General features: G+C 59.1%; 20 protein-coding genes. 7 read left to right on the top strand and 13 right to left on the bottom strand.

Annotation, left to right across the window (positions count from 1 at the left end):
• Nucleotides 1-6: 6 nt before the first annotated feature.
• From EAH74_RS02160 to EAH74_RS02140, 5 genes are read right to left on the bottom strand one after another with little or no spacing between them, the layout of a single operon-like run.
• Nucleotides 7-1,986: a vWA domain-containing protein gene (locus EAH74_RS02160; RefSeq protein ID WP_140676139.1), complete on the bottom strand. Its 1,980-nt coding sequence runs from the start codon at nt 1,984-1,986 to the stop codon at nt 7-9.
• An 11-nt stretch (nt 1,987-1,997) separates the two neighbouring features.
• Complete coding sequence (locus tag EAH74_RS02155) at nt 1,998-3,029, bottom strand: hypothetical protein (protein WP_140675456.1); 1,032 nt, start codon at nt 3,027-3,029, stop codon at nt 1,998-2,000.
• Between the two features lie 3 nt (nt 3,030-3,032).
• Nucleotides 3,033-5,747 (bottom strand): putative virulence factor, encoded by a 2,715-nt coding sequence (locus EAH74_RS02150; RefSeq protein WP_140675453.1) that lies wholly within the window; start codon nt 5,745-5,747, stop codon nt 3,033-3,035.
• Nucleotides 5,744-8,809 (bottom strand): virulence factor SrfB, encoded by a 3,066-nt coding sequence (locus tag EAH74_RS02145; RefSeq protein WP_140675449.1) that lies wholly within the window; start codon nt 8,807-8,809, stop codon nt 5,744-5,746. Before EAH74_RS02145 ends, EAH74_RS02150 begins: the two co-directional genes overlap by 4 nt.
• 17 nt (nt 8,810-8,826) lie before the next feature.
• Complete coding sequence (locus EAH74_RS02140) at nt 8,827-10,203, bottom strand: SrfA family protein (protein WP_140675445.1); 1,377 nt, start codon at nt 10,201-10,203, stop codon at nt 8,827-8,829.
• A gap of 266 nt (nt 10,204-10,469) precedes the next feature.
• On the opposite strand from EAH74_RS02140, the gene EAH74_RS02135 reads away from it, so the two are divergent.
• A complete protein-coding gene (locus EAH74_RS02135; protein WP_140675441.1) occupies nt 10,470-11,681 on the top strand; it encodes an aldose 1-epimerase family protein in 1,212 nt (403 codons plus the stop codon).
• Nucleotides 11,682-11,761: 80 nt separating this feature from the next.
• Here the strand turns inward: EAH74_RS02135 and EAH74_RS02130 are convergent, their stop codons facing one another.
• From EAH74_RS02130 to EAH74_RS02120, 3 genes are all read right to left on the bottom strand, one after another.
• Nucleotides 11,762-12,097, bottom strand: a complete 336-nt coding sequence (locus EAH74_RS02130) for a hypothetical protein (RefSeq protein WP_170206201.1) — start codon at nt 12,095-12,097, stop codon at nt 11,762-11,764.
• A complete protein-coding gene (locus EAH74_RS02125; protein ID WP_140675437.1) occupies nt 12,051-12,554 on the bottom strand; it encodes a hypothetical protein in 504 nt (167 codons plus the stop codon). The genes EAH74_RS02130 and EAH74_RS02125 overlap by 47 nt, the downstream gene beginning before the upstream one ends.
• Nucleotides 12,555-12,691: 137 nt before the next feature.
• Nucleotides 12,692-14,185 (bottom strand): YifB family Mg chelatase-like AAA ATPase, encoded by a 1,494-nt coding sequence (locus EAH74_RS02120; protein ID WP_140675434.1) that lies wholly within the window; start codon nt 14,183-14,185, stop codon nt 12,692-12,694.
• A 774-nt stretch (nt 14,186-14,959) separates the two neighbouring features.
• On the opposite strand from EAH74_RS02120, the gene EAH74_RS02110 reads away from it, so the two are divergent.
• Both EAH74_RS02110 and EAH74_RS02105 read left to right on the top strand, forming a co-directional pair.
• Nucleotides 14,960-15,238 (top strand): type II toxin-antitoxin system RelE/ParE family toxin, encoded by a 279-nt coding sequence (locus tag EAH74_RS02110; RefSeq protein ID WP_140675427.1) that lies wholly within the window; start codon nt 14,960-14,962, stop codon nt 15,236-15,238.
• A gap of 8 nt (nt 15,239-15,246) precedes the next feature.
• The gene (locus tag EAH74_RS02105; RefSeq protein ID WP_140675422.1) at nt 15,247-15,552 is read left to right on the top strand and encodes a HigA family addiction module antitoxin; all 306 of its coding nucleotides are present in this window, start codon (nt 15,247-15,249) and stop codon (nt 15,550-15,552) included.
• Between the two features lie 52 nt (nt 15,553-15,604).
• On the opposite strand, the gene EAH74_RS02100 is transcribed toward EAH74_RS02105, so the two are convergent.
• Both EAH74_RS02100 and EAH74_RS02095 read right to left on the bottom strand, forming a co-directional pair.
• Nucleotides 15,605-16,126: a BRO-N domain-containing protein gene (locus EAH74_RS02100; protein ID WP_140675419.1), complete on the bottom strand. Its 522-nt coding sequence runs from the start codon at nt 16,124-16,126 to the stop codon at nt 15,605-15,607.
• 431 nt (nt 16,127-16,557) lie between these two features.
• Nucleotides 16,558-16,818 carry an accessory factor UbiK family protein gene (locus EAH74_RS02095; RefSeq protein WP_008076132.1) on the bottom strand — a complete coding sequence of 87 codons (261 nt, stop codon included), beginning with the start codon at nt 16,816-16,818 and terminating at the stop codon, nt 16,558-16,560.
• 418 nt (nt 16,819-17,236) lie between these two features.
• Here EAH74_RS02095 and glnK point away from each other — a divergent pair, with 418 nt between their 5' ends.
• The 4 genes from glnK to sutA all read left to right on the top strand — a co-directional run bounded on the left by glnK (nt 17,237) and on the right by sutA (nt 20,014).
• Nucleotides 17,237-17,575 (top strand): P-II family nitrogen regulator, encoded by a 339-nt coding sequence (gene glnK, locus EAH74_RS02090; protein ID WP_002555808.1) that lies wholly within the window; start codon nt 17,237-17,239, stop codon nt 17,573-17,575.
• 35 nt (nt 17,576-17,610) lie between these two features.
• Complete coding sequence (locus EAH74_RS02085; protein ID WP_033060693.1) at nt 17,611-18,948, top strand: ammonium transporter; 1,338 nt, start codon at nt 17,611-17,613, stop codon at nt 18,946-18,948.
• Nucleotides 18,949-19,162: 214 nt separating this feature from the next.
• Nucleotides 19,163-19,588 carry a secondary thiamine-phosphate synthase enzyme YjbQ gene (locus EAH74_RS02080; RefSeq protein ID WP_140675416.1) on the top strand — a complete coding sequence of 142 codons (426 nt, stop codon included), beginning with the start codon at nt 19,163-19,165 and terminating at the stop codon, nt 19,586-19,588.
• 102 nt (nt 19,589-19,690) lie between these two features.
• Nucleotides 19,691-20,014, top strand: coding sequence for a transcriptional regulator SutA (gene sutA, locus EAH74_RS02075; RefSeq protein WP_123365068.1), 324 nt, complete (start codon nt 19,691-19,693; stop codon nt 20,012-20,014).
• A 152-nt stretch (nt 20,015-20,166) separates the two neighbouring features.
• Here sutA and EAH74_RS02070 read toward each other — a convergent pair whose 3' ends face one another.
• The 3 genes from EAH74_RS02070 to EAH74_RS02060 are packed head-to-tail and all read right to left on the bottom strand — an operon-like array spanning nt 20,167 to nt 22,498.
• Complete coding sequence (locus EAH74_RS02070) at nt 20,167-20,874, bottom strand: HAD family hydrolase (protein ID WP_140675413.1); 708 nt, start codon at nt 20,872-20,874, stop codon at nt 20,167-20,169.
• A complete protein-coding gene (xerC, locus tag EAH74_RS02065; protein WP_008150257.1) occupies nt 20,871-21,770 on the bottom strand; it encodes a tyrosine recombinase XerC in 900 nt (299 codons plus the stop codon). Before xerC ends, EAH74_RS02070 begins: the two co-directional genes overlap by 4 nt.
• A 2-nt stretch (nt 21,771-21,772) precedes the next feature.
• Complete coding sequence (locus EAH74_RS02060) at nt 21,773-22,498, bottom strand: DUF484 family protein (protein ID WP_129440062.1); 726 nt, start codon at nt 22,496-22,498, stop codon at nt 21,773-21,775.
• Between the last annotated feature and the right edge of the window lie 6 nt (nt 22,499-22,504).

Raw genomic sequence — 22,504 nt, 5'->3', positions numbered from 1 at the left:
GTCTCGTTAAGGCATCATTTCCAGTGGCACGGGATACACGTTGTCCCGTGCATCACTGTCCTTGGCTAAAGCGACCCAACGGTCGACATCCGCGTTGTAACGCTGGTAATGCCGCAGTTTGGTGTTCAGCGTGCGGATGAATTTCTCTTGCGCAAGACCGTCCCAGCTCTTCCAGGTCTCTTCATCCAGGTTCAGCACTTCGCTCTGATAGGGCAGGTCTTCGAGGTACTCGCCGAGCACGCCCATGTCCGCCAGTTTGGCGTTGCCGTTCTGCTTCAGCTGATTGGGATCGGCGCCCATGGTCGCCGCCACCGAACGCAGGCGATTGAACATTTCCGTCGGTGAAATCAGGCCTTCGTTGGCCGCATCGAGAATCTGCTTCATCACATCGCTCAAGTCGCTGAGCTGGGATTTGGTCAGCAGCACCCGCACATCGGTGGTCGGGATGTTCTGCTTGATCAGGTCGCGGTCGGTGATCCACGCCTTGAACACCGGCGGGGCCTTGCTGTTGGTCTTCTCGCCGAGGTAGGCGAGTTGCATGGCGTGGCCGATCAGCGCCGCGTCTTCGAGCATTTTCTTCTCGGCCGGGTCCTGCTTGGCGTTCGCCGCACTGCCGATGGCGTCCTCGCCCATGTAGGCGGCTTTCACTTGTGTAGTGATCGCGGCGGCCAGTGCGTCGACCTTGCGCCCGAATTCATGAATATCGCCAGCGTTCACCGGGTAATACAGCGAGGTGTTGGTGCCCGGGTAGGTCGACAGGTTCTGGTACTGCGCTTCGGCCTTGGCGTGGTCCTTGGCCCCGGCCGGGGTTTTCAAGTGCAGGGTGTAAATCGCCACGCCCGGATTGGCGGCTTCGAGACGCACCTGTGCAGCGCTCAAACCGGTCTTCGACAGTTTGTCGTCACCTTCGATGGCGCCCGCATCGGTGATCAACACCACGTAGCGCGCGCCGAACTGGCTCCAGTCGACCTTGTCGATGCTCTCCATGACGCCGGCAAAGGCGTCCTCATCGAAGCTGCTGCTCGACACGGAGGCCTGTTTGAGGTCGGCGATCTTGGCGAAAAAGTCGGCGCTGTCTTTCACTTTGGTAGGGTCGGCGTACATCTTGGTGGTGTATTCCAGCCCCGGCACCGCCTGGGTGTTGGAGCGGAAAGCCACCATGCCGAACTTGACCTGCTTGCCGAGGTTCTGCGCTTCGATTTTCTGATAAACCTTGCGGATCGCCTCGCGGGTGCGGTCGATGTACGGGTCCATCGAGATCGTCGAGTCGATGACAAACACCACCGCCGCACTGAATTCCTTCAGTTGGTTGGCGTTTTTGTCCTCGGGCTCCTTGCCGCCGGCAGCGTTGTTGGCAGATCCGCCCTTGGCATTCTTGTCATCTGGTTTGCTGACCGACGCGACATTGAGCAGGCGCGTGCGGAAACCGCCTTCGGTCATGACTTCTTCGCCGCTGAGCACCGGCAGCAGATAGAACTGCTTTTGCAGGTCGACGAAATATTCAGGCTCTTCAGCCAGCACACCCGGTGCTTGCTGGCCCTTTTTCAACTTGGCCCGCAGCGGCGCAACTTTGCTCACCGGGTCCGGTGCATCAAGGATGGCTTCGACAGTGGTGCGGTCCTTGAAGAACAGCAAGCGGTCGCGGTTGGCCGGGTTGGTGAAGGCCAGCGTCAGCTGCATTTTCCAGTCGGTGGTGCAACCGGCGGGCAACCAGCCAATGGTTTTACCGTAACTGTCGGGGCCGACTTTCAGCCATTCGGCGTTGTTCGCTTGGGCACGTTCGTACACGTAAAAGCGGCTGAACACAGGCTGTTCGTCACCTGCGGCGCCGCCCGCCGTCGGGCTGATCTTGCACCCTGGTGTGGTCAGCACGCGTTGGAACAGGGTCTTTTTACCGGCCTGGATCAGCGGTTTGTCATCGGCCTGGGACAGCGGGCTGATGCACAACACCAACAGGGCGGCGCTGCTCAGCAGGAATCGACTCATAGGCGAGCGCATCACTTCTGCAACTCCTCGAAACGCTGCTTGGCTTCGGCGTTGTTCGGGTCCTGGGTGAGGATGGTTTCGTACCAATAGGCCGCAGTGGCGTTGTCCGCGACCGGGAAGCACTCGCTGGCCTTCAGGTATTTGGGGTCGTATTCACGGGCATAAGCGTTGGCGATCAGCGCGTCACCGGCCTGGGCACGGTTGGCGTACAGGCGCTGGGCGACACCGCAGTGTTTGCCGACCTTGGCCTGGTTGATGATCTCCAGCAACTTGGCACTGTCGGGCGCAGCCTTGATGCAGGTCTGGACGAAGGTCAATTCGGGCAGGCTGTTCATGCTCTCGAGGGTGCAGGCTTGAGCGTCGGCGCCGGTCGGTGCGGCGGCAGCGGCTGTGGCCACCGGGGCAGGCGCCGGGGGGCGTTTGTAGAACCAGAATCCGCCGCCCGCGGCCAGCAGCAACAACACGACAATCAACAGGCCGATCAGGCCTTTGTTGCTTTTCTTCACCGGTGTGGGAGGCGGTGCGTAGTCGGGCTCGGTGGACACCGACTCCAACTCCACTTCGGGCTCGGCGGTGGACAGGACCAGTTCAGGCAGCTCCGGGATTTCCGGGATTTCCGGTGCCGGTGCACTCGGCGCCGTCAGTTCGGCGCCACCATACGTCGAGCGCGTCTGGCCGCCGGCCGTGGACGGCAGCACGCCAACGCCTGGCCGAACCACGCCTTTGTCCGCGTGGCCTTGGCTCTGTTCGCGCAGTTCGATCTGGAATTGCGAGTTGGCGCCACCTTCCAGCAGCGGGTCGACCACGTCCGGGCCGACCTGCGCTTCCAGGCCTTCACCGCTGGCCGTGACGTTGAAACGCGAGACCTTGAACCAGAATGGATTGTTGCTCCAGGCCTTGTGGTCCTGGAGGTAAAAACCGTCCTGGTTACGCTGAATGGAAAACTCCAGCTGTTCCTCGCCACCCTGCCACTTCTTCACAGTGAGGCGGGCCTGACCAGGCACATTGGGCTCTAACGCGAGCAGGTCGACACGAATTGGCATTGCTTATCTCGCTGTGAAGGCTGTGAGCACTTGGCCCAGCCGTTCGTTCTGTTCAGGGGTAATTTCACGTCCGGCGCCATGGCCGGCATTGTCCTGCGTGATGTAGGCCAGGCCCGAGAGCCAGTCGCCGAGATACCGCTGCGCCTGATTGGCCGGTTGCGCGGGCAGCACGGGCACTTGTCCCGGACTGATGTCGGTGTAGAACGAGAATAAGGGCGCCTTGGCGCCGGCACGGCTGTTCGGACGCTCGCTTACCGGCTTCTGCAGGTAGCCGAACCAGGACACGAAATCGCGCAGTACCCGTTGCACCTCCAGGACCTGGCGCTCGACCAGTTGATCGCGCCGCGCGCCGCTTTGTGCACGCTTGAGTACTGCGCGGCTCAGTTGGCCCGGCAAGTCCTGGCGATAGCCAGCGGTGATCAGTTCGTCGACCACCGCTTCCAGCAATGCTTTTTCCAGACCGAGCAGGTTGAGCAGGCTTTGCCGGGTGGTCAGTTCACGCAGGTGCGCGATCCAGGCCTTGAACGCCGCTTTGGCGAATCGGTGCTCGTTGCTTTGCAGCTCGGGCGCGGGGGTGCCGTTTTTGCTGCTGCTGACCGGTGCGTCAGGGCTCGTGTCGTCACCGAAATCGAAATCGAAACCGGCGTCGTTGCCATACAGGCTCTGGCTCGGCGTCGGGGCGACCGGTTCATCGCTCACGGTTGGCTCGTCATCGGTTTCGTACACGCCGCTGAGGTACAGGTCGCGCACCTCTTCGCTCGGCATGTCGAGTTGATCGATCAACTCGCCGAGCACCGCCGGACGACGGCCCAGGCCGGTCAGAATCATCTGCGCCTGGGCTTTCTTCGCAGCGGCGGCACCGTCGCCGTCGGCGTGGTACCAGGTGCTCAGGCCGTGAGTGGTCAGGCCTTCGAGGCATTCGCTCAATTGCTCGCGGATGCGCTGCAGTTTGAATTCGATATTGGCCACGCCGGTGAAGCTGCTGCTGAAGTGACTGATGCCACCGTCATCGTTGCGCAGCATTTGCGCCCAGGCATTGGCCGGGTTCTTGATGTGTTTGCACACCAGAGCGTTGCCGACGAAGCTGGTGCCCAGTGCGTCGACACGTTCCTGATAGATGGTATTGAGGCCGGTTTCAGCACCGGTCGTGTCTTGCTCGATGAACGCCGCGTCCATGCGCGGTTTGCGCACCAGGAAGGTGTTCTGGAACGGTGTGCCGGCCCAGTCGCTCATCCAGCTCAGGCTACCGAAGCGCTCCAGCATGGTCAGCTTGACCATGCCGTTCCAGCTCTCGTCGTACTGATCAGGTGTCAGGCTCAGGGAGTTGGTAATGCGCAGGTCGAGCATGGTCAGCGCCCAGATCAGACCGGTGTCGCGCTTGCTGCGAGCGGCCGAGTCGGCGCCCTGAGTCTTTTCGATCCAGCGGGTCAGCACCGGGCCTACGTCGTTGACGTCGCTCTGCTTGGTCGAACCGGTGCAGACCACCAGTGCGTTCATTTCCTGGTTGTCGGTGTAGCGTTCGAACAGGTAGGCGACCTTGCCACGCAGGATCAGCTGGGAAACGGAGTTGTCCTTGGTAGCGGATTGCGGGTCGTTGGAGTCGGCGATCTCGTGCAGTTTCTTGCGCCCGCGATAACCGGGGAAATCCAGCAGGTCGACCTGATTGACGATGTCATCCACCGGCGCTTCGATCAGGCGGAAGGTCATTTCGGCAGTCAACGCCGCCAGTTGCGCAACCGCAATCGCCTGACTGTTTTGCAGGCGATCGCCAACCAGTGGTCGAACGTCGATCGGCAAGTCCCGTGGGCTGCCGAAGCGTTCGAGAATGTCGACGTTCATGATGCTGTCGCGCTGGCTGTAGGTGTCGTTTTCGAAACTCACCAAGGCCTTCAACGGTGCGAACACGGTCTCGGGCAGGCCCAGCTTGTGCAGCGCGCCGGCCAGTTGCTGATACACCCGTGTCAGCTCGCTTTGCTCACCCCACAGGATCGAAAACAGCTCGGCCCGCTCCTGAAAATTCAGGCGTGGTGCCAGTTGTAATGCCTTTGGCCAATACAGGTGCTCGAGTTTCTTCACCGAGTTGCGGAAGTTGTCGCGCAGGTAATCCCACAGCGACACCAGATCGTCAGCGTTGACGCCCGTTTGCAGCGGCCCGGTTTCGCGGCCTTCAAACGGTTTAAGTACGCGCTGGATACGCTCTTCGTCGATCTCGTAGGAAATGCGCTCAAGGTCGAAATCCTTGAACCAGGAGTTGGCGAGGATCTTCGCCAGCTCGATTTCCTTGAACAGCGTGAGTTCTACCGGAAAGTCATTGTCCTGACTTTCCGTTGCTCGACGGCTGAAGCGCGTCACCAGTCCGGTGGCTTCCTTGCCGCCACCCACCGGGTTGATGTGCTTGATGAAGTCCAGGCGCTGGCCACCGAAATCGGTTTCCAGTTTGCCGTTCTGACCCGCAGCGAGGGCCGAAATCAGGTAGGACTTGCCGGCCTGGGACAAACCGAAAAAGCCGATGGTCATCGGCGTGCAGGCCACGCGACCGAGGCTTTGAGCCAGGTTGCGGGCGCGGTGCAGGCGGATGTTCAGGTTGTCGGCTTCGCTGTCCAGGCGCGGGGCATTGCCGCGCGTCTGGCCAATCCAGTCCAGCGCCTGACCGGCGCCTTCATAAACAGCGGCCCAACTGGCAGAGAGCTGAGTTTGATCGGGGGTCAGATCATTCATTTGCGTTTCACACTTCCACTGTCGAGCCAGTACTTGGTCTCGCTCAGGCCGGCGTCGAGCATGGTGTTGAGTTCCAGCTCGAGGTCGCTGCGCGGGTTGAAGTTGACGTTGTTACAGTTGGATTCGATGTCGCGAACCGAGAGGCGGTCGCTGACCAGATCCTGCTTGCGCGTGTATTTGTCTGCCGGCTTGACCTCGAACCGCACCTTGAGCAGCGGCGCGCTGCCGTTTTCACCGCTCGCCCGGGAAAACTTCTCCCGACCGGCCTTGGTGAACCGCAAGGTGTACAGCGGCGAGGCGGCCCAGCGATCAGCGGCCAACTGACGGAAACCGAGGCGCAGATCGCCGCGCATTTCCAGTTGCGGCGTGTCGGCGGCATCGCCAACGCCGATTTCCGGCAGCTTGATTTTGTAGTCTTCGGACTGGATGTCGCGGTACAGCACGTCGGCATCCTTGATCACGTTGTTCAGGTCGATTACGCCGATGTGCTTGACCGTCGAATACGGCTTGAGCGCCGAAGAGCGGAAGTAGAAGTTCGGCACGCTGTGATTGGCACACAACAGGCAGAGCATGGCACCCACCGACGCGGTGCTTTTCGGGTCGTCGATCCGGCCGTTCTTGTGGAACGGATACCAGCCGCCGGTGCGGTAGTTTTGCAGCGCCAGAATGCGCCCCGGTGGCAGTGGCAACACCTTGCGAATGAACGCCTGGATGCCGGGCAGGCGAGAAGGGCGGCCGGTCAGCAGCAGGACGTCGCACGGGTAATGCGCAACCACTTCACACAGCGCACCGAGAATCTTGGTGATGTTGATCTGGTCGTTGAGGAACGCGGCGTGAAGCTTCTGCAGGTCAAAGCTGATCGGTGCGGCATACAGGTCGAAACCGCTCTGGCCACCGACATCGCGGCGCACGGCGGCGTTGACGTAGTCGAGCACGGTCTGGCTGATCGCGTTGTCACCGAGCAACTGGTGATAGCTTTGTGGGGTGACTTCTTGCGGCACTTGCGGGTCGTAATGCTCGTACGCCTTGAGTAGCGCCAGGCCCAGCGGTGCGAACACCTGCAGGTTCAATTGCTGGCGCAGAATCATGTCCTGGGCGCTGACCGACTCATCGCCGCACAACCGAGACATCAGCGAATCCGGGGCTTTCACGCCGGCGTTCTGCAAGGCTTTTTCGAAGCTCGGCAGGATGAAGTCCTGAATCACGTCCAGCAGGATGTCATCGCCGGCGACTTTGAAACCATCGCGAAAACGCTGCTCGGGCACGATGTGCACGTTGCTGCCGCTGCCAGTGTTGCCGGCACGGTCGAGGCGATAGTCAGTGATCACCAGGTCCGTGGTGCCGCCGCCGATATCGATGGTCGCGAGGGTGATGCGTTCGCGGTCGGTCTTGTCCGGCCGGGCGATGGTGTCGAAAAACTCTTCGGGGTGACCGGCGAAGTTCTCATTGACCTCGGTGTACAGGTAGACCAACTGGCCGCAAGAGGCTTCGTCCCATTCCACGCGGATACTTGGGATCGGCGTGCGCGGGCTGATGGCCTGATCCTGATGTGGATCCTCTTCGCCGGCATGCCAGCCGAGGCTCTTCCACACCAGGCCGATGGCTTGCAGCATGCGTTCGTTGAGGATGCTGCGCTCGGCCTGCGGCATGCCCGGCGGCACGGTCAGGGTGATGCTGTTGAGCTGACGCGGCACGCGGGTGTGTCCCTGCCGCGAACGCTGGGCCGGGCTGTTGATTTGCGACAGCGCCTGGGCCAGCACTTCGGCGAGCATGAAGGTCATCAGCGAGCTGCGCGAGTAACGCGGCATGAACACCGGCAGACGATCGTCTTCTTCGAGGCTGTAAAGCGCCTCGCCGGTTTCATTGATCAGGTGCGAGAACGGCGCGGCTGTGGCGTACGGCTCGCTGTCGGTCTTGATGTACGAGCAGTTGAAACGCCAGCCGTGGCCGTAGGCGTTTTCGTCCCACAGATAACGTTTCGGGCTGGACAGGCCAGTGGAACCTTCGGTACCACGGCGACGGCTGGCCAGACGGCTGGCCTCATTGCCGACGCGGGCAATCGTCGCCCATTGGAACGCATCGTGACGGCCGCTCTTGACCGAACAGTGGTCCTTGCCGAAGTACGCCTGGGCGAATTCCACACGGCTTTCGAACGGCAGATTGTAGGTGTGTTCCGGGGTGATCAGATCGCGCAGTTCCAGCACGTAGTTCTGTTTCAACCCGGAACCGGCCTGACCGTGGTTCTCGATCAGGATGCCGCAGGTGCGCGAGTTGCCGACGTCCAGCACCAGGTCCACCGGAATCGGTTTGACCAGGCCATTGCTGTCGTTGGCGACTACTTTCAGCTCAGGGATTTCAACTTTCGCACGGGCCGTCGACTGCTGGGCGGCGGACGGCTTGCTCAACAGGCTGAGCAAGTTGAGGTAGTGCGCCAAGTGATAGTTGGCGCGGATGTCGGTGTCCAGCTCTGCGCGCGAGCGGTGGGCATTGCCCTCGTTGAACACTTCCAACAGCCACTCGTTGACCCACGGTTGGGCCAGGAACCAGCGGGTTTCGCTGGCCTTCGTCGCCAGTTTGAAGGACACGCCGGAGCTGATGTCTTCTTCGTTGGGCGCCAGGTAAGCGGTGCCGTCACGCTTGGGCATCACGCGGCTATCGAAGGCCATCGTCAGGCGGTGGGTGTTGCCGTCAATGTCGGGTGTCGCCAGTTTCACCAGACGCATGCGCGACCAGTTGGTCGGACCTTCATCGAAGCGGTGCGGCGGCATGAAGCGGAAAAACGGGGTCGGCAGCCAGATACCGTCCAGCAACTCGACGCTGCTTTTCATGTCGACGCTGAACGCAGGTTTGGCTTTCTCGACCTTTTCCGGCTCCGGCTCGTAGAAAAAGAAGTCTTTCTCTTCGTTGTACGACAGGCGGCAGATCAGCCCGCTGATCATCGGTGCGAATTCGCCGGCCGGTTCCTTGCGAGGATCCAGGCGCAGGGCGAAATCCATGAACTGGATGCCGGTGTCGCTGACCAGCGTGACGGTGTCTTCGAATTGGGTGACTTCAGGCAACATGTCGGGTTATTCCGTTTTTATTCGGCCACGTGCCGCATGGACATGGGGAATTGTTCTTTGCCGTAACCGCCGGTGCAGTCTGCGACTGTGGTCGCCCCTTTGCGGCAGTTGACCTTTGGCATGTCGTAAGTGCTGCCATCGCCACATACGGCCTGGCCCTGACTGTCGATGGCCAGGCTGCCACCCTTCATAGTAGCGCTCACCGGCCCGCTGCATTTCGTGCCGTCGGCCTGGTGTACGGTGACTTCGCCTTTACCGTCCTTGAGCTGGTATTCCAGACGCAGGGGTTTGCCGGTTCGGCGATCCTGAATACCGGCACCGGCGCGGAACTGACCGTCGAGGAACTTGGCGGCACCATCGGCGGCGTCTGGCGGAATGCTCAGGGGAGGGCCGGGTTTTGCGGCGGCGGATTTTTCGGCCTCGGGCGATGTGATATCCGGCGGCGCAGTTTTGTTTTCGGGTGGCGCGGTTGGGTCTTCGGCTGCCGGGTCTTTGGCTGGGTCTTTGGCCAAGTCTGCCGGCGCTGCATCAGCCTCGTTGCCCTCGACCGCCGGCGCTTCCACGTCATGGGTTCCGGTCACAGCGGTGCCGGTTCCCGTGGTGGAGCCTACAACGGTGCCCGTCACAGGAACGCCATTGAGCGTCGTGGCATGGCCGGTCAGTTGTGGCTCTTCCAGTTGCCTTTCAACAGGTACGACGCCCTGGGGGAGCAGATCGACCGCCACCAGCGGAATCGGCACACAACCACGCAAGCCCAGTAATAGCCACAAAAGCAGCAGCAACAAAGGCAGCAGCAACAGCCACCACCACCAGCGCCGCCACCACGGACGAGCAATCACCGGCACGACGGGAGGCGCAACCACGGGCGCGGCTTCGACCACGGGGGGCAGGGTAAACGCAGGCGGAACCTGATAGAGGCAGTGCAGGGGATCGCGATTGCCGGTACCGGCATGCTCGAAGCCCCAAAAGGTCAGCACCGGTTTGCCTTGCACCAGGTAGACGAAGTTTTCGTCGGGGAAATGAATCACACGCTTGAGCAGCTTGCCGAACACGGCTTTGTCGCCTTGCTGCTGTTCGGCTGGATCAGTGCCCAGGAAACGCTGGCTCAACTCGTCGAGCGCGGTCTTCAGGGCTTCAAGCTGGCGGCGGGCAGGGGCACGTTCTTCTTCGGTCGCGCTGCTCCACGGGATCACATCGCCGTCGAGACCGCTGTACCAATCGATCTGGTTACCGAGTTCGTCGCTTTGAGGGATGGCCAGATGATCGACCATCTCGGGGTTCTTGCGGCGAATGGCTTCGCGCAATTGCAGGGCCGCCCGGTATACCGGTTGACCTGTCTCGCCCAGGGCAGTGAATGACCCGCTCTTACCGCTGCGTAATAGTGCCCCGCGCATTCAAACTCCATATGTTCCGCTGCGCAAAAATGACAGACAAAGGTGTCTGCTCTTGCTCCTGAAATTAGCTGGCGACCTTAATGTCATAATGATGTCGCCGTCAATTTGCCGGAGGTTCAAAACCGTATGAGACTAGCGTAAGCGTGCGGAGGTTGCATGAGGTCAATTTAAATTGGCTCGGGAAGGCTAGGGTGTACGCTTTTTAGGCTTGCTGAATCGTTTCATCAGCGCTATAAAAAACGCACAACTCCAAGAAAGGCTTCCCCATGACTCCGCTCAAATTCGTCGTTGCCTTTGGCGCGCTGTCCGCCTCCCACGCCATGGCCTGGGATTACGTTCTGCTCGACAGCGACAAGGCTGCCCAAAACTGGCAGGTCACCAGCCAGCAACTCGGTGTAAAAACCGACAAACCCTTCTCCGTGACCCTTCGTAACTTGCACGGCGGTCGACAGGAGGGCGTCAGCATCGTCGACATCGATAACGGCACAATGAAACTTTCGGTGGTCCCCACTCGTGGGATGAACGTTTTGCAGGCGTCGGTCGGTAATGTGCGTATGGGCTGGGACTCGCCCGTCAAGGACGTGGTCAATCCGTCCTTCATCGAACTCAACGGCCGCGGCGGGCTGGGCTGGCTTGAGGGCTTTAACGAACTGGTCGCCCGTTGCGGCTACGAGTGGGTCGGTCACCCCGGCATGGACAACGGTGAACTGCTGACCCTCCACGGCCGTGCCGCCAACATTCCGGCCAGCAAAGTCACTTTGCACATCGATGAAAAACCGCCTTACGCCATCAGCCTGCGCGGCGAGCTGAAAGAGCAGGCGTTCAAGAAAGTCGACTTCTCGGTGATAACGGAACTGGTCACCGAGCCCGGCAGCGCAGCATTCGCCCTCAACGACACCCTGACCAACAACGGCGACTATCCGAAGGAGTATCAGGCGCTGTATCACAGCAACTTCAGCACTCCATTCCTGGAAGAGGGCGCCCGGTTTGCTGCGCCGGTTAAACAGGTGTCGCCGTTCAACGACAAGGCCAAAGGGGATTTGCCAGACTGGCAGACCTACCGCGCGCCAACCAAGGATTACGACGAGACGGTTTACAATGTCGTGCCGTATGCCGACGCCAAGGGCGATACGCTGACCGTATTGCATAACAAGGCCGGCAGCCTCGGGGTTTCCGTGGGTTTCAATACTCAACAGTTGCCGGTGTTCTCCCTGTGGAAAAATACGGACACCCAAGGGCAGGGCTATGTCACGGGTCTTGAACCGGGAACGAGCTTTTCCTACAACCGTCGGTATCAGCGGCCACTGAATCTGGTGCCGACGATTGGGGTTAAAGAACAGAGACAGTTTCAGATCCGGTATAGCTTGCTGGTGGATAAAGGGGCTGTGGATAAGGCTTTGAAAACTGTGAGCGACATTCAGGGTGGTCGGGAGACTGAGGTGCGGCAGGCGCCGTTGGTGGATTTGAGCAAGGAGTAAACTCGCGTTAACTCCCTGTCCGTCGAGAGAGCGAGATGAGCAGTAATGCCTGCGATAGGTATTCACTGCTCGTTGAGGTGTCAAAAGGGAAGCTTCATTTTTGAAGCTTGTGCGGCATCAAACAAACGCCGGATGAAGTCGAAGTCATTCCAGGTTTGATTGGTATAAAACCGGTATTCTTTGTCTTCGATATCATCGAAGTAATAGATGACGTACTCCGCATATTTTTCATCGGAGTTGAAGCTGTAACGTAATGAAAGAGAAAAGGCTTTTTCATTTAGCTTGACTAGCGAGTTGTTGTCGTCATAGCTCCAGGAGAATTCGCCTTGCTCCGTTTTCGCTGTAAGCGTTTTGACAAAATCGAGAAATCTAGGCGGTAACATATTGTCGCCCTCTGGCCGGGTTAACCTTTTCAAGGTTCTCTTTGATGTTTTCAAGGTTGTGATGGATAAGAATTCTTGTTGTTTTCTCAAGCGGAGCGCTTGCCGATGTGAAAATCCCTTTTCTGACGGCGGTTTCAGTTTCTCCAAGGATATTGTCGATCCTCTCAAACTCCTGGCCTGTGCCGGGTATCTTGGCAAATAGAATCCTGAAATGCTGATAGCACTTCAGCGCCAATTGATAGTTTTCGGTATCCATATAACCTGCTGTTTCATTAAGCGTCGCGAGGCATTCGCTCACGGCTGAGGCACCCTCTACCGCTTTTGCTTCCTTGAGCACTTTTTTGGCTTCTGCACTGATGCTTCGTGAGTAACGAACGCTGTGCAGAACTTCGGATATTGAAATGATGAGCGCGACGATGGTTATCACCGTGCCAACGTAGGAGAAGTTATTCAGGGTTGTCGGAGAGCCGACAACGATTTCCTGCTTCAACAGCGCCGCCCACACGATAACAGTGCTTATGAAGCAATAGACGAATCTAATCCAATGACTCTTTAGTAACTCCATGTCTTACTGACGCTCTCTCTGGTATGTGATCTGCTGAAGGGCTTTGCGGTAATAACCATCAATTACGCTGAGGCTGGTCGATATTGCAATGCTTCCGCCAAGTGCTCGCGTGTAATTGCATTCACCTGTTCAAGGTCTGCCAATGTACGGGCTACCTTGAGCAGACGGTGGGCCGACCTGAGTGACAAGGTCAAACGCTCGCAAGCAGTTTCCAGCCACGCCTCGTCGGTTGTGGATAACTTGCAGTGTCGACGCAGCCCTGGCAAATCAAGGAATGCGTTGGCACAGCCCTGGCGTTTGTTTTGACGCTCCCGGGCGTCGGCGACCAGCACCGCAGCAGTGGCTGTGTCATCACCGGGTTTGAGCGCAGGGTTCAACGCCGTGGCTTCCCGAGCGACGGTCAGGTGCAGGTCGATCCGATCCAGTAGAGGCCCCGACAATTTGTTGCGATAACGCTGGACCATGTCCGGTGTACAACTGCATTTACCGCTGGGCTCGCCAAGATATCCACAGGGGCACGGGTTCATTGCGGCCACCAATTGAAAGCGCGCCGGAAACCTCACACGATCCTTGGCGCGGGAAATCACGATGTGGCCGGACTCCAGCGGCTCCCTTAAAACCTCTAACACCTTGCGGTCGAACTCCGGGAGTTCATCGAGGAATAGAACGCCATGATGGGCCAGGGTGATTTCGCCGGGTTGTGGCTTCGAACCGCCGCCCACCAACGCCGGGCCGGAGGCCGAGTGATGGGGCTGGCGGAACGGTCGTTGCGGCCAGTGGCTCAAGGGCACGCAACTGGTGACGGATTGAATGGCAGCGACTTCCAGCGCTTCGTTTTCGGCTAACGGGGGAAGCAGCCCCGGCAACCGACTCGCTAACAGCGTTTTTCCGGTCCCCGGCGGTCCGCTGAACAGCAGGTTATGAGCCCCAGCCGCCGCAATCAGCAATGCGCGCTTGGCCGAGATTTGCCCCTGCACTTCATTCAAGTCCGGATAGGGTTTACTTGCGTAGAGCAACCCGTTGGAAACGTAGGGTTCGACCGGCGTATGTCCATTGAAGTGCGCAACGGCTTCCAGCAGGTGATCCACGGCAAACACCTTCAACCCCGACGCCAGGCACGCCTCCTCGGCGTTCGCCCGCGGCACCATCAATGAGCGTCCGGCCTTGCGTGCAGCCAGCGCAGCCGGCAACACGCCTCTCACGGCACGTACCGCGCCTGACAGCGCCAATTCTCCCAAGCATTCAATGTCATCCAGCGTCAACGTCGGCACCTGTACGCTTGCGGACAGAATCCCCAAGGCAATTGCCAGATCAAACCGTCCGCCATCCTTCGGTAAGTCCGCAGGCGCGAGATTCAGCGTGATGCGCCGCGCCGGAAATTGCAGGCCTGAATTGATGATCGCGCTGCGCACCCGGTCCTTGCTTTCCTTTACTGCCGCCTCGGGCAAGCCGACCATCGTCAATGAGGGCAGACCGTTGGCCAGATGGACTTCTACGGTGACGGCGGGCGCATCGACACCAATCTGAGCGCGGCTATGGACGATGGAGAGGGACATGGTCGTTCCTTGAGCTTTACGGGAACCGCTTCCTGCGGTTTTTTGAAGGGTAGTCGGGGGCGCGTGATGGCGCAGGTGCCAAATCTTCGCAGGATGTTGCGAATGTCTTTCTGATGGGTGAAGCGTAAGGGAGTGGGATTTGCGACGTAATCAGTCGCGGGATGAGGTTGTTGTAGGACGCTGCCTGGATTGATGAAGGACGGCGGCGAAGCTGAATTGAGGGCGAAAAAAAACCGCCTGAAAAAGCGGTTTTTATGTGCAGGCTTCGGTGAGGCCAAGACCTGCGCATCCTCAACGGACACATTGACGGTGCTGAGATTATTCACCTTTTTTTGTCGAATCAAGCGTAGCGGGTGCCCTGTAACCGGCGAGCCAACCGCTTGGTTCCAATTCTTTACCGCAAGCCGCAGCGACCTCACAAAAGCGACGTTGAGTGGCTGATACGTTCCCGGCCAGCCGGAGTGCCTCCGCATGATATCCAGCGATGAGTAGAAGTTTGGCTTTTCGTTTTCCGGGTTTCATAGCGATCTCTTTTTTTGGATTTGAAGATGGCTTTACAGGTCGGTCAGCTTAAGAGGTAAGCGCGGTGGTGATGCAATGAGAATTGGTGCTCCTTTTCGTAGGAAACGTCTGTGTTTAAAAGGAGTTCTGAAGGCCTTTGGTAGTCCTTTTCCTAAAGCTTTGAAGGGATGGCCAAGAGTCGCATTGGCGCATTTGCATAAGTGAATTCAGGTTATACACTCAAGATTAATGCATAACGTTAAGCTTTAAATTATGATCGTTAGCTTTAAGTGTTCTGAGACCGAGTACCTGTTTCGCAACGGTAAGACCCGTATGTGGTCAGCCATTATGAGTGTCGTGGAACGAAAGCTGACGATGCTTGATGCTGCTGCCGTACTGATTGACCTTCGATCGCCGCCGGGTAATCGCTTGGAGGCACTGGGGGGAAATCGAAAAGGTCAGCACAGCATCCGTATCAACGCTCAATGGCGAATTTGCTTTGTTTGGGGTCTTAACGGGCCAGAGAATGTCGAAATCGTCGATTATCACTGAGGTGAGTAATGACTAAGAATGGTATGCGTCCGGTTCACCCCGGCGAGATCCTCAAAGAGGAATACCTGGAGCCTCTGAGCCTTACGGCGGCAGCCTTGGCTAGAGCATTGAGCGTTTCGACACCAACGGTGAACGATATCGTGCTCCAGCGCCGGGGTGTCAGCGCTGATATGGCTTTAAGGCTATCTATCTGTCTGGACACGACCCCGGAATTTTGGCTGAACCTGCAATCGACTTACGATTTGCGCAAAGCCGAGATTGAGCGAGGGGCAGTGATCCGGGATCAGGTTGAGCGTCTTTCGCACTGCGCCTGATCCTCTGCTCCTGAACGAACCCCACGTTACAAACGTGGGGTTTTTTTGTCGTTTAGAATGCTAGGAGTATTCGGGAAGCACGCTTCCACCACGGTGCATTGATCGAGCGCTGCGGCCGTTCACTATCCGCCAGCATGTGCGGAACATCCTGCAAGCGAATCCACGGTTGGTTATTCCAGTGCAGCAAATTCAACGACATCTCGGGCCAGTTCAGCAGGCTCAGGATCGGGCGTTCGGTTGAGGTGGGTTGCTGGGCGTCTCTGAGGGAGGGGACTACGTCGTGGGTTAGCCATTCGCGCAGGGCCCGGTATTCGGGGCAGTAGTGGTAGACCAGCAGTGCGTAAACGCCGGATTCGCTGATCATCAGGGTGTTTTCGATGCTGCCGTGGATGGGCATTCGTAAAGTTTGGTGTTGGTCGGGATCGAGTTTGCGGACGGCGCGTTCGTCGAGGAACAGGCGAAGCAATCGGCCCAGGTCTCGGGCGCAGAACCACGCTTGGTTTTCCAACAGTAGAGCGTGGAGGTGGAGTTTGTGGCGGGTGAAGATGTGTGGCGTCAGATAGTTTTCATCCATGGTGCAGTTCTCGGGGTCGAGTGGAGAGAAACTGCCTCTGATCGTCGCCAAACGAAAAGGGTGGCAGCTGTGCGTGGGTTGGCGAACCGGCGACGCCCGAATTCCGGCAGACCCGAAGGTCTCCCACGCACAGCCGCCATAAATCGAGACGGGAATTTCCCTGTCCGAATGTGTCGTGCCGCATCGGGGTATCCAGGTCGCCAAACCCAGTGCTGAACATTCAGCATTGGGTGAGCTTAGGAACCGGGGCTTTGTGGCGCAATCGGACGGCGGTGTGATCTTTGTAGGACGTTGCCGAGATGGTGGCGGGGCTGAAGATCAAAAGATCGCAGCCTTCGGCAGCTCCTACAGGGGTGGTCTGTTCAGTGTGGGATGGCTGGAGACCGAGGTGACTCTATTCGCGAGCAGGCTCGCTCCCACAGGGGACCGCATTATTCCGCAGGTGGATTGAGCTTCGCTTCCAGCTCCGCCACCTTCGCCTCAAGGCTCTCCAACCGTGCACGCGTCCGTGCGAGCACAACCATCTGGCTATCAAACTCTTCCCGGCTCACCAGATCCAGCTTGCTGAAGCCGCTCTGCAACAGAGCCTTGAACTGGCTTTCGATTTCGCTTTTCGGCAGCGGGGTGTCGCCGCTGAAGAGGCGGGAGGCAGTGCCGCTCAGGGCATCGAGGAAGTCTTTGGGTGCGAGCATGGGAAATGTCCTGTCAACAATGGCGCGCAGTGTATCACGCAGTGTCTATAGTCAATCTCGCAGTCAGGGGTGCACGCTTTTCGCGCATGGGGACGGACGGCCGCGCACTGTTGTTGTGCGTATCCGTCAGGTCATTTGCGCGAAGCCGCTTGCAACAGCGGCCAAAAGCTTGAAATCAGTGGGTTTCGGCGAGATGGCAAGCTTTCTGCTTAGTCGGTACTGACCCATGCACTGATGCAGTCACTGTGACGAATGCAGTGCGCCAAGCGGAACGGGGGAAGTGTTTCGTGCGGAGTGGTTAGCAGGCGTCGGACGGGCAGGTAAGGCCGACGATGCGTTACAAAGCCAGGCACTGCGCTTAGACTTGAGTCGGGTTTGTTTTCCTGGGGCAAGTCCACCAATTCGGGAGAGAGTTTTCATGAAGCTAGTCACTGCCATCATCAAGCCGTTCAAACTGGACGACGTACGCGAGTCGCTGTCCGAGATCGGCGTGCAGGGCATTACCGTTACTGAAGTCAAAGGCTTCGGTCGGCAGAAGGGTCACACCGAGCTGTATCGCGGCGCGGAATACGTGGTCGATTTCCTGCCAAAGGTGAAGATCGATGTCGCCATTGACGACAAGGATCTTGACCGGGTTATCGAGGCGATAACCAAGGCTGCCAACACCGGCAAGATCGGTGACGGCAAGATCTTCGTGGTCAATCTGGAACAGGCGATTCGCATCCGTACCGGCGAAACCGATACCGACGCAATCTAAGCCGCCACAAACCCAACGCCCCAGGAGAAAACAATATGACTCTGCGTAAATTCGCAGGGCTAGGAGCCCTGTTGTCCCTCGTAATGCCCGGCCTGGCTATGGCGGCAGACGAAGTGGCGGCCCCAGTCCTCAATTCCGGCGACACTGCCTGGATGATGACCTCGACAGCCCTCGTGCTGTTCATGACCATTCCCGGCCTCGCGCTGTTCTACGGCGGCATGGTTCGCTCCAAAAACATTCTTTCCGTGATGATGCAGTGCTTTGCCATTACCGGTCTGATCAGCATCCTGTGGGTCATTTATGGCTACAGCATCGCGTTCGACACCACCGGCATGGAACAAGGCGTCATCAACTTCAACTCGTTCTTCGGTGGCATGGGCAAGGCATTCCTCGCCGGTGTCACGCCAGCGAGCCTGACCGGCCCTGCGGCGCTGTTCCCTGAAGCGGTGTTCGTCACCTTCCAGATGACGTTCGCCATCATCACCCCTGCGCTGATCGTCGGTGCCTTCGCCGAGCGGATGAAGTTCTCCGCCATGCTGATCTTCATGGGCGTCTGGTTTACCCTGGTTTACGCACCGATCGCGCACATGGTCTGGTCCGGTAACGGCGGCCTGTTGTGGGACTGGGGCGTGCTGGACTTCGCCGGCGGCACCGTGGTGCACATCAACGCCGGTGTGGCCGGTCTGATTGCCTGCCTGGTACTGGGCAAGCGCAAAGGCTTCCCGACTACCCCGATGGCGCCGCACAACCTCGGTTACACCCTGATGGGCGCTGCCATGCTGTGGGTTGGCTGGTTCGGCTTCAACGCCGGTTCCGCTGCTGCGGCCAACGGCACTGCCGGTATGGCGATGTTGGTGACCCAGATCGCAACCGCCGCCGCTGCACTGGGCTGGATGTTCGCCGAGTGGATCACGCACGGCAAACCAAGTGCTCTGGGTATCGCTTCGGGTGTTGTGGCCGGTCTGGTTGCAATCACGCCAGCCGCTGGCACCGTGGGCCCGATGGGCGCTCTGGTCATCGGTCTGGCCGCCGGCGTGGTGTGCTTCTTCTGCGCCACCACCCTGAAACGCAAACTCGGCTATGACGACTCCCTGGATGCCTTCGGCGTACACGGTATCGGCGGTATCCTCGGCGCGATCCTGACCGGTGTCTTCGCTGCACCGTCGCTGGGAGGTTTCGGCACCGTCACCGACATCGCCGCACAAGTCTGGATTCAGTGCAAAGGCGTGGGCTTCACGGTGATCTACACCGCGATCGTCACTTTCATCATCCTCAAGGTTCTGGACGCTGTCATGGGCCTGCGTATCACTGAGGAAGAAGAGGCGGTCGGCATCGATCTGGCACTCCACAACGAACGCGGCTACAACTTGTAAGTACGCGCACAAAAAACTTGCCCGGCTTGCCGGGCATTTTTTTGTCTGGAGTTTGTCAGTGAAGTAACTGCTGAAAGGTTTTTTCGTACACGTTTAGTGGCGTTTACGACGGGCGTTTTTCTGCGGCCAATGGCTTACATGATAGAAGGAATATTAGGGCCTTTGTTTTTTCCCAGAGCGCGCTAGAATGCGCCCCGAACGTGCGGAGAACTGTATGTGGCAACAGACTCTGATTACCCTGCGGGCGAGGCCCCGGGGCTTTCATCTGGTAACGCACGAGTTACTCGCCGGCCTGCCTGAACTCAAGGCATGTCGGGTCGGTCTGTTGCATTTGTGGCTGCAGCATACCTCGGCGTCGTTGACCATCAACGAGAACGCCGATCCGGCGGTACGTCGCGACTTCGAACGATTTTTCAATCGTCTGATCCCACAAGGAGCAGACGGCTATGAGCATAACGACGAAGGCCTGGACGACCTCCCGGCGCACTTCAAGGCCAGCGTACTTGGCTGTCAGCTCAGTTTGCCGATTTCGGCAGGCCGACTGGCGCTGGGGACCTGGCAAGGCGTTTATCTGGGCGAGCACCGTGATTTTGGCGGTGCCCGTAAAGTCCTCGCCACCGTGCACGGTGAAGAGGCGTAAACCGCTGGTTACCAGCGTTTGTAGAATTTTTCCCGGCGGCCTTCGACAGACGGCGATGCTGGGCTATAACTAATCTGCTTTTCGCAAGTCATGAGGTAGAACATGAGCGACGATGATCTGGAAAACGACGACCTCGAAGTAGGCGACGACGACGAAACCGAAGAAGGTCTGGAAGCGGCGACGGACGACGTCGCTGAAGACGATGGCGGTGAAGCGCCCGTTCCGACCGCCAAAGGCAAAGCCAAGGCAGCGGTATCGATCGATGAGCTGCCGAGCGTCGAAGCAAAAAACAAGGAGCGTGATGCTCTGGCGCGGGCCATGGAAGAGTTCCTGGCCAAAGGCGGCAAGGTGCAGGAAGTGGAGGCCAATGTGGTCGCCGATCCGCCCAAGAAGCCTGATAACAAGTACGGCAGCCGGCCTATCTGAGCCTGCTACTTGCTTGCTGAAAAAGCCCGCCGTCGCTGCGGGCTTTTTCATGGGTGAAACAAAATCAAAAGATCGCAGCCTTCGGCAGCTCCTACACTATTGGGTGTACACCTGTAGGAGCTGCCGAAGGCTGCGATCTTTTCAGAAACACCTCAGATCTTTTCCAAGTTCCAGAGGGCCAACAACGCTGGCAACTCGCTCAAGCTGCGAATCTCGGCATCCGGTGCCTTCTCGGCTTCCCAGGCCTTGCCAGCCGGGTTAAACCAGATCGCCCGCAATCCCGCCTGCTGGGCGCCGGCAATGTCGTCACCCGGATGATCGCCGATATGCACGGCGGTTTCAGCCGTCGCACCACCCCGCTGCAACGCCTCATGAAACAGTCGCGCATCCGGCTTGCCGATGCCGATGTCTTCGGCGCACAAGGCAAACTTGAAGTAATCCGCCAGCCCTAGCCGGCGCACATCGGCATTGCCGTTGGTGACCACGCCGAGGGCGTAGTGATTGGCCAGCGTCTCCAGGGTCGGTTGCACCTCCGGGAAGATTTCCAGCTGATGCCGCGCATGCAGAAACACTTCAAAACTCTTGTCGGCCAGATCCGAAGCTTGATCATGGTCGTAACCGGCCTCTTCCAGCGCGTGGAACAAGACTCGGCGGCGCAAGGCGCTGATGCGGTGCTTGAGGCCCGGCTCGCTGCTCAGGATCCGCTCGCGAATCGCCCACAAATGCTCCACCGGCACGGCGCCCAGATTTGGTGCATGTTCGGTCAGCCATTCACGCAATATGGCTTCGGCGCTGACGATCACCGGGGCGGTGTCCCACAGGGTGTCGTCGAGGTCGAAGGTGATCAATTGGATTCTCATGACTCATCGCCTTTGATGCGTTTGGCCCGTGGATGGGCGCTGTCGTAAACCGTCGCCAGGTGCTGGAAGTCCAGGTGGGTGTAGATCTGGGTGGTTTTGATGTCCGAGTGGCCGAGCAATTCCTGAACCGCCCGCAGGTCCTGGGAGGACTCCAGCAAATGGCTGGCAAAGGAGTGTCGCAGCATGTGCGGATGCAGGTTCTGTCCCAGTTCGCGCTCGCCAGCGGCCTTAACCCGCACCTGAATCGCCCGTGGGCCGAGGCGCCGGCCTTGCTGGCTGACAAACACTGCGTCGTCCGCCGGGTTGGTCATGGCCCGTAGCGGCAGCCACAGCTCCAGCGCTTCGCGAGCTTTTTTGCCGACCGGCAGCAGTCGGGTCTTGCTGCCCTTGCCGAGCACTTGAACCATGCCGTCGGCCAGGTCCAGCTGATCCAGATTGAGTCCGGTCAGTTCTGAAAGCCGCAAACCTGAGGAATAGAACAGCTCCAGGATCGCCTGATCCCGACGCGCCAGAAAATCATCCTCTACCGCACCCTCAAGCAGTTGCAGCGCGCGGTCGGTGTCGAGGGTTTTTGGCAGCCGACGTTCGCCCTTCGGCGGTGCCAGGCCGTTGGCCGGATCGTGGTCGCAGAGGCCTTCGCGGTTCAGATAGTGATAGAGCCCGCGCACCGCCGACAGCAGCCGCGCCAGGCTGCGGGACGATTGACCCTGTGAATGCAGGCGTGCGATCAGGCTGCGCAGGCGCTGGATGTCCAGGGCCGCCCAGCTGCTGATGTTCTGTTTGACGCACCAGCCCAGCACTTTGTCGAGGTCGCGGCGGTAGGCGTATAGCGTGTGAGGTGACACCTGCCGCTCACTGCGCAGGTGTTCGCAGTAAGCGTCCAGTTGCCGTTCCACGATCAGCGTACCGAGCGCAGGGAGGTGTTGACCCGTGGCAGCACGCGGCCCATGACTTCGGCGATGTAGCTGAGGAACAGCGTGCCCACCGAACTCTTGTAGTGCTGCGGGTCGCGGCTGGCGATGGCCAGGACGCCGTGGATGCCTTGGTAGCTGATGGCGACGACGGCGGTGGAGCCGATCTGTTTGCGCTGTTCTTCGCCAAACAGGAAGTCCAGTTCGTGTTCACGCAGGCTGCCGCTGACGCTTTTGTCTTCCGAGAGCAAGCCGCCGATGGCCGTTTGCGCGTCGGCATGAGTGACCCAGCGGCCGACCGGCATCGGGTTGTCACCCAGCAGAATCAGGCTGACGAAGGGCACCTGGAAGTCCTGGCGCAGACTGTCTTCGACGCTGATCACCACGTCTTCCAGGCTGGTGGCGTCCATCAGCGCGAGAATCAGGCGGCGGGTCTTGTCGAAGAGGCGGTCGTTGTCGCGGGCAACGTCCATCAAATGCGAGAGGCGATGACGCAATTCGATATTGCGGTCGCGCAGGATGGTCATCTGGCGTTCGACCAGCGAAATGGTGTCGCCGCGCTGGTGCGGAATGCGCAAGGTGGCGAGCAGTTCTTCATGCTCGACGAAGAAATCCGGATGAGCCTCCAGGTACGCGGCAATCGCCGCCGCCTCAAGGCTTTCGGAAGGGGATTCGTCGGGCTGTAGGGCGGGAACCTGGGGCTTATCTTTCATGGATTC

It is taken from the genome of Pseudomonas mandelii (assembly GCF_006438925.1).
GTDB lineage: Bacteria > Pseudomonadota > Gammaproteobacteria > Pseudomonadales > Pseudomonadaceae > Aquipseudomonas > Aquipseudomonas mandelii_C.
The sequence above is the reverse complement of the archived record's forward strand: the minus strand, read 5'-3'. Positions and strand labels throughout refer to the sequence as shown.